The organism is Methylobacterium sp. BTF04, assembly GCF_010692745.1.
GTDB lineage: Bacteria > Pseudomonadota > Alphaproteobacteria > Rhizobiales > Beijerinckiaceae > Methylobacterium.
On the sequence record NZ_JAAHTB010000081.1, the window covers coordinates 1 to 7,264 of the forward strand.

6 protein-coding genes and 1 pseudogene are annotated in these 7,264 nt (G+C 63.5%); 3 read left to right on the forward strand and 4 right to left on the reverse strand.

Translation table 11 applies throughout. From position 1 onward, the window contains the following. The first annotated feature begins 320 nt into the window (after positions 1–320). Complete coding sequence (locus tag G3T14_RS22505) at positions 321–683, forward strand: cytochrome c family protein (protein WP_163644748.1); 363 nt, start codon at positions 321–323, stop codon at positions 681–683. 134 nt (positions 684–817) lie between these two features. Next, positions 818–1,288: a heme-binding protein gene (locus G3T14_RS22510; protein WP_163644744.1), complete on the forward strand. Its 471-nt coding sequence runs from the start codon at positions 818–820 to the stop codon at positions 1,286–1,288. Between the two features lie 265 nt (positions 1,289–1,553). Here G3T14_RS22510 and G3T14_RS22515 read toward each other — a convergent pair whose 3' ends face one another. The 4 genes and pseudogenes from G3T14_RS22515 to G3T14_RS25590 all read right to left on the reverse strand — a co-directional run. Continuing rightward, positions 1,554–2,477, reverse strand: a complete 924-nt coding sequence (locus tag G3T14_RS22515) for a YiiG family protein (RefSeq protein WP_163644745.1) — start codon at positions 2,475–2,477, stop codon at positions 1,554–1,556. Positions 2,478–2,647: 170 nt separating this feature from the next. After that, on the reverse strand, positions 2,648–3,361 hold the full coding sequence (locus tag G3T14_RS22520; protein WP_163644746.1) for a DJ-1/PfpI family protein: 714 nt from the start codon (positions 3,359–3,361) through the stop codon (positions 2,648–2,650). Between the two features lie 392 nt (positions 3,362–3,753). Then, a complete protein-coding gene (gene nikR / locus G3T14_RS22525) occupies positions 3,754–4,191 on the reverse strand; it encodes a nickel-responsive transcriptional regulator NikR (protein WP_163644747.1) in 438 nt (145 codons plus the stop codon). 251 nt (positions 4,192–4,442) lie between these two features. Next, positions 4,443–4,652: pseudogene (locus G3T14_RS25590) on the reverse strand (hypothetical protein); the annotation flags it as partial. Positions 4,653–5,024: 372 nt separating this feature from the next. Between G3T14_RS25590 and G3T14_RS22535 the strand changes: the two are divergent. Continuing rightward, complete coding sequence (locus G3T14_RS22535; RefSeq protein ID WP_246733502.1) at positions 5,025–7,253, forward strand: TonB-dependent siderophore receptor; 2,229 nt, start codon at positions 5,025–5,027, stop codon at positions 7,251–7,253. The last annotated feature ends 11 nt before the right edge of the window (positions 7,254–7,264 follow it).

A 7,264-nucleotide genomic window follows, 5' to 3' on the forward strand; every position in this document is an offset into this window, starting at 1 on the left:
ATCACAGGCGGAGTCAGGCCGTCAACGACAAGGGTTCAAACTGATAGATGCTCAGGCCGAACTGCCTTGACGATGCGCCTTACCACCGCACGTAACCGGCACCGGAGCTTTCGCGCTGGATCTCGCAGCTGGCGCCTACAGATTCTCATGGAGCCGATAGGTTGAGTTTTATCCGCAGCGGCCTGGCTTCTATTGGCCGCATCCGCTTTCCTCCAGTGGTGATCAGATCCGTCCTAGGTTTGCCCGAGCGGCTCAAGTTCTGTGGTGTGGCCAACCGGTCACGAACAGACGTCGACTGCCGCACCTGGAGATCCACACCGATGCGTACTCACCTTCTCGCCGCCGCCTTTGCAATCATCCTCCCCACCTTCTCCGCGCAGGCCCAGGATGCGGCTGCCGGCGAGAAGGTCTTCACGGCCTGCAAGGCTTGCCATGCACTCGGGAAGAATTCTGTCGGGCCAAACCTTGTCGGAGTCGTCGGACGCAAGGCTGCTTCCTACGAAGGCTACAACTATTCCACCGCCCTCAAGGAGTCGGGCATCACGTGGGATGAGGCCAATCTTAAAGAGTGGCTGACTGGTCCTGCCGCCAATAAGGTCAAGGGCACCAAGATGGTCTATCAAGGCCTCAAGGATGACAAGAAGGTCGCGGACGTCATCGCCTACCTGGCAACATTAAAGTAGTCACGGCCAAAGCCCTTGCTGAATGTCTTCATAGTCGGAGACTTCGGAAAGGTCGGCCTCCGGCTTGCGGTCCTGCCGTCAGATCGCTGCATCGCAAGCCGGAACAGGCCGAGGGCCTCGCTGCCTCGGGAGCGATGGCGGTTCAGGGTGACCTGACCGAGATATCCATCGATGTTCTCGCCGCGCTGATGGCCGTGGGCATCCGCGGGACCTATGAGGAGCCGCGCTATGCGGTCGTCGAGCGACTCGACCGTGGGGTCGAGGTGCGGGCCTATGAGGGACGCGTTGCCGTCGAGACGGATGCCAGGGGAACGATGCGGTTCTACCTGCTGAGGATGGTCGTCGAAGCCGGTGCGCCGGAGCCGACCGAACCTGGTGTGAGACTGGTTCGCATCCCTCCGGAACGGTTGGCCGTCCTGCGCTTCTCCGGCACCGCGTCGCCTGCGGCGAGGGACGAAAAGGCTCGCATCCTGGCGAATGTGATGGAGACCGCTGGACGAAAGCCGGCGGATCAGCGCTTCTTCATGGGCTACGATCCGCCGTTCTCCGTGCCGTTCCTGCGCCGGAACGAGGTCGCGCTACGGCTGCCGTCTCCCTCGTCATGAGTTGCGCTACCGGATCGCCACGCGTTCAGACAGCTTCGACTGGGCCGGGTGGCTGAGGGGTCGGTGGCTCCGCAGGCGGATCGATCTCAGGTACCCGAGGTCCGGGAGAAGGGTCGCCGATGGGCGGGAGGGGATCGTCTCCGGGGCGTGGAGTGTCGGACTGCATCGTCTGGCTTCCTCTTCGTCCCGGCACCGCGCGGCGCCGGATCCAACGTGCATGGTACGGGATGGTCCCGTCCGCACCGGCAGCGTCCGGCGGGACAGCCTAACGCGGGAATTGGGTCGCCGTCTGCGAGGACGAAATCAGGGTGTTGTAGTCGTTCACGATCCAGGTCGTGTCGATACGGCCGCGGCGTGCGTCGCCCTTCGCGCGGCCGAGCTTCTCGCGAAACTCGCGGAGATTGCCAAGCCAGGAAGCCGGTCGGCCCTCGAAGCCTGAGAAGGAGCCCGGCTCGGCTGCGGCATACTCGTCCATGCTCCTGACGGCCGAGGCATAAGTGGCGAGTGCGGCGTCGAAGGCCGGCAGGTCGACTACGGGCTTGGCTTCGCGCGGGAGCAGTTCCACCATCGGACGCGCTCGTAGCATGACATTGGCGACGACCCAGCGGGCCTTGCGGCCTTCCTGCTTTTCGATCAGCGCGAGCTCGGCCTCGTCGCTCTTGAGCTTCTCCCGAGCGAAGAGCGGTTCGAGCTTCGCCCGTTCTTCCAGGAAGGCTCTGCCGGCCGGCGCGAGCTTGGCGTGCAAGGTCTTCCCCTCCGCCATCTTGTCGACCTTGTAATCCGCCCGCTCGTAATAGCCGTTCCCCTGCGCAATCAGCGGGGCGAGCGTTTCGTAGGCCGCGACGTACGGCGGGATGGCCGCGTCGAGCTCCGGCATGCGGGGTTCCGCATCCACGGCCGCCTTCGCCTTCGCGATCTCGTCGCGCACGTCATAGAGTGAGTAGAGCCCGTACACGATGCTCTCACGACCTGTCGGGCCGGTCCGCATGTTCACCCAGCTTGCGTAACGCGTCATCGACTCCGAGGCGCGGAGCGTCCGGTTCAAGAGCCCGACGTAGGCGTTCAGCTTGCTGATGACGGCTTGCGAGGCAACCGTCTCCGGACCAGCCGGGACCGAGGTTTGTGCGAAAGCTGGAACGCAGCCCATGATGACGGCCAGGAACACGGCGCGACGCGTCGGGAAGGTCATTGGATAGCCCCTCGTGATGAGGCGGATGGGTAGCATTCCAGCCGCACGACTGAAAGCGACCCGACTTTGCCGTAGCAACTGATTTGGGTCGTGCTTAAAAGTGGACGGTGATTGCGCTTTCTTTCAAAAATCGGAACCGAGACGCTGGCGTCAAGACGATCTCACTTGCCTCACCGCAGTCCGCTATCTGCCGCCAGTGCCTTTTCCGCCTGTCCGAAGCCGGCGACTATCTTCATCATCGGCTCTCTCACCTCTGTCAGGGCGGTGTTCACCGATCCGGCATGGTAAGGCCGATCGGGGTCGTACTCGCTCATGAGCTGACAGCACTCGGCATAGGTTCGGTCGCGCAGTTCCGCGACCATGGTAAGGCCGAAATCGAGACCCGCGGTCACGCCTGCCCCCGTGATCCGGTTGCGGTCGCGGACGACGCGCGCGTCTGTCGGGATCGCGCCGAACCCGGCCAGCGCATCCCTGCACGACCAGTGCGAGGTCGCCCTGTAGCCCTTGAGCAGCCCTGCGTTCCCGAGGATCAGCGAGCCGGAGCACACGCTGGTCACATATTTCGCGCGGCTTCCCCGGTCGACCATGAAGGCGAGCGTTGCTGGGTCGGTGGCCGCCTTGATCGTGCCATCCGTGCCGCCCGGCGCGAATAGCACGGTGAGGTCGTGCGGGCAGGTGTCGAAGGTCGCGTTCGGCGTGATCGTCACCCTGGCATCGCTGGTCACCGGGTCGAGCGACTTGGCGACGAGATGGATCTCGGCCCCCATCATCGCAGCGAACATGCTGTGCGGCCCGATGAGGTCCATGACGGTCATGCCGGGGTACATGAGCATCGCAATCCGCTCATCGCCCATCCAGTGCACCTTCGGATCGTAGCCGGCCATTTCGTGATCGTGGCCGACAACGGGTGCGGGGGCGTCGTTGGCAGCCGTATTCTCCGCGTGGGCGGAGGACAGCAGGAACGGTATGCCGGCGAGCCCGGCGGCGGCGAGGCGGGTGCCTCCGCCAATACGGAGAGTTCCGACAGCGCCACCGTGGCAGGCGTGATCGTGGAGGCCGGGGCGGCCCAGGCATTCCCCGTACCCGCCAGGAGCAGGCGCCTCGCGGAACCAAGCAGGTGCCTTCACCGGCACGTTCCAGGAGGTCGGACGTCGAGGCGGGACACGGACGCTCCGGGATCGACGTTACGGCAGACGTTCGTTGCACGCCCGGAGTATGAGAAACATACGTCAAGCTCACACCGTCCGATCGAGCCGGCCGATGTTGCAGGTTGTCCTCAGTCGCCCCCAGTCTCACCGTGCGCATGGGCATGATCGTCGGACTCCACGCCGCCTTCCGGAATGAGATGCAAATGGCCATGGCGCACACCTCGCTGGGTGGTGACGCTATCGGCGAAGGACTGCATGGCGGCCACCGATCCCCGCAGAACGGCGACTTCCAAGCAGTCGTCCCGCGTTAGGTCGACATGCACGCTGGCGACCGAAACACCATGGTGATGCCCCTCGTCGGTCAGGCGTCGCGCAAGGTCGCGTGTGCCGTGGCTGTAGACGTAGCTCAGCGCACCATAGAATGGCGTGTCGCCGGCAAGCGCTGCTTGTGATGGCGCGACGATATCGCGAACCGCCTCCGAGCGACTGCCGTAACCGCGCCGCTCGCAAAGCTTGTCGACGGCAGCCAGTAAATCGTCGTCGATGGTGACCGTGATGCGCTGCATGCCCGCTCCGTCCGCTGGTCAACGGCTTTGGTAAGGGCATCGAACCGAGAGTAACACTCAGCCCGGAGGCAGCACGGCCGCTGGCGACGTCATCAAATCGTTCCAGACGGGTGGTTCACCACGAGGCTCCAGGAATGGCGCGCCATCGAAACCCGATACGAAAAACCGCTTGCAGCTTCATGGGCTTCTTCTGCCTCAATGCTGCGAGCGATCGGATCAGACGCTAACAGGCCCTCGGCGAACGCTCTGAACATCGTCGCGCTCTTCAGGTCCCCAGTTTCGTCATCGGCCACCACCTTGATCGCCGCGGCGCCAAGCATCCGGCCGGACATCGCCTCGACTTTCTTCAACGCCCCGCTTTCTGTCGCTACTTCCTCGCGATCAACTTGTGCGAGCCGCTTTCTTCGAAGCTAGTAGCCGGTTCGATCTGTTGCAGAATAGCATCTGTCGAGTTTTGCGATCTGCCAGTCCGGAAAGATGGCGCCCATGGGTTCTCAGGCGGTTGCGAGGCAGTCCCGCAAGCAAGAGCCCGTATCGGGTACCCACGAATTAACGCTGTCGTTAATCCAGAATGGAATACTTCAATCTTACTTTTGAATATTTCCATAAGATAAATCTTTGCTCGATGGCGAAGGCGGTGTCTATCGCATTACGCCGCCGTGACGCGGCATCCCTCACGGCCGTTTTCTGTGACGTGCGTCGAGTTGAAGGCTATAAGAATGAGTCAATGTAGGCGCGGCGTTCGATTTTATCTGTGCCAGTACACCCTGCGCGCTTCTTTATATACGGTATTGCTGTCCACGACGTCTTGCCTGATTTTGACGACGCCAATCATGGCTCAGGCAGGACCTGCAACCGACATCGAGCTATCCGAGTTGAGCGTCACCGGTGAGGGGGCGGGGAAAAGCCTTGGCGGCAGCCTCTACGGTCCTGGTGGTGCCCAAGGCGGCGTGCCGGGCTATGTCGCCAGCCGCAGTACCGTCGCTACTAAGACTGACACGCCGATCCTAGAGACGGCGCAGTCGATTTCGGTGATTGGACGCAAACAGATCGAGGACGGGAACGCGCTCTCGGTGAACCAAGCGCTTCGCTACACCCCCGGCGTCACCACCGAGCAGCGCGGCGGCGCCGGATCGACCCGGTTGGAGCAGTTCCTGATCCGCGGCTTCTCGGCGCCGGTCTTCCTCGACGGCATGGCATTGCTCGGCGGGCGCGACGCCAATGCAACGGTAGATCCCTACCGCCTGGAGCGGATCGATGTGATCAAGGGGCCGGCCTCTGTGCTCTACGGGCAGTCCGGGCCGGGCGGCATCGTCAACCTCGTCTCGAAGGTCCCGCAATTTGTCCGGCACGGCGAGATCTTCGTGCAGGGTGGCGGCTTCAACGAGGTCCGCGGCGGCGTCGATATCGGCGGGCCGGTCCAGTCCGACGTTCCCTGGCTCGCCGACCAGTTCGCCTATCGTCTCGTGGGCGCCGGCTGGAACGGCGACGGTCCTGTCGACACCACGCGGGTCGAGCGCGCGCTGATCAACCCGAGCGTAACGTGGCGGCCCTCCACCGATACCCAGCTCACGATCATCGGGAACTACCAGCGCGATCCGTTCTCTGGTTTCTACGGCGGCTTTCCGGCCGTGGGCACGGTCTTCCCGCGCAACTTCGGCAACGGCGTGATCGGCCGCCTGCCGGTCAACTTCTACGACGGCGACCGCAACGTTGAACGCTCCGATCGGACCCAGGCCTCGGTCGAGTACCTGTTCGACCACCGATTCAACGAGAACCTGCGCTTCCACTCGGCTGGACGATACCTGCGCACGCAAGGGGATTATCGCAGCGTCTACAGCGCCTTCAATGTCCTGAACGGTCCGACGGCCAGTGGCCCGCTGCTGCCCCGCGCTGTCATCGCCACCAGCGTCGCGGCGGAAGCCTACACGATGGATAGCAACCTCGTGGCCAACTTTGACACCGGCTTCATCGCCCATACCGCGTTACTCGGTGTCGATCATCGGACGTTCAGCACCCGGACGAGCGCTTCCCCGTTTCCGAACGCGCCGGACCTCAACGTCCTGATGCCGAACTACGCGATGAATATCCCGATCCCTGCTTTCAACACGACGTCGCGTGTCGATGCGCAGCAGACCGGCGTGTACTTCCAGGACCAAATGAAACTCGATCGCCTCGTGCTGACGCTGGGTGGTCGTTACGACGCCGCACGCCAGACGGGGCCGACCCGCAGCTTCAATCGTACAGCCGGGACCAGTACGCTGACGCTGCAGGACGCGCAGGCCGACGCCTTCACCGGACGGGCGAGCCTGCTCTACCTGTTCGATTCGGGTATCGCGCCGTACGTCTCCTACAGCCAAGCCTTCGAGCCGATCGTCGCGGGCCGGGTCTTCGACACGGCGTTCGGCACCGTAGGTCGAGTGCCCGACCCGCAGCTCAGCGACCAGTACGAAGCCGGCATCAAGTACCAGCCCCCCGGCACCGACATCCTGTTGACCGCGGCCGCCTTCGACATCCGCCAGTCGAACCGCACCACAGCGGACCCGCTGCGCCAGGGCTTCGTCGTGCAGACCGGAGAGGTCGGCGTGCAGGGCATCGAGTTAGAGGCACGGGCCAACCTGACCGAAGGTGTCACCCTGACCGGCGGCTTCGCGCTCCTCGACATCCGCAACGTGCAAGACGGTGGAACCACCGTGAACGATCTGACGAATCGCGCGGTCCCGCTGCAGGGTCGCCGCCCGGTGCTGGTGCCGGACACCACCGCCTCGCTGCTGGCGACCTATCGCTTCACCGAGGGACCGATGCTCGGCCTGGAGATTGGCGGCGGCGTACGGTACCTCGGGCCATCCTGGGGCGATGCCGCAAACACCTTCAAGGTGCCCGAGAGTGTGCTAGTCGATGCCATCGTTTCCTATGACCTGAAACACCTCTACCCGACCCTTCAAGGCTTCCAGTTGCAGGTGAACGCAAACAACCTCCTCGACGAGCGCTACGTCAGTGGCTGCAACGGCTACACGAGCGTAATTGCTCAGGTGGTCAGAACGAAGCTGACACTGGGGTGAGGATTGGCAGG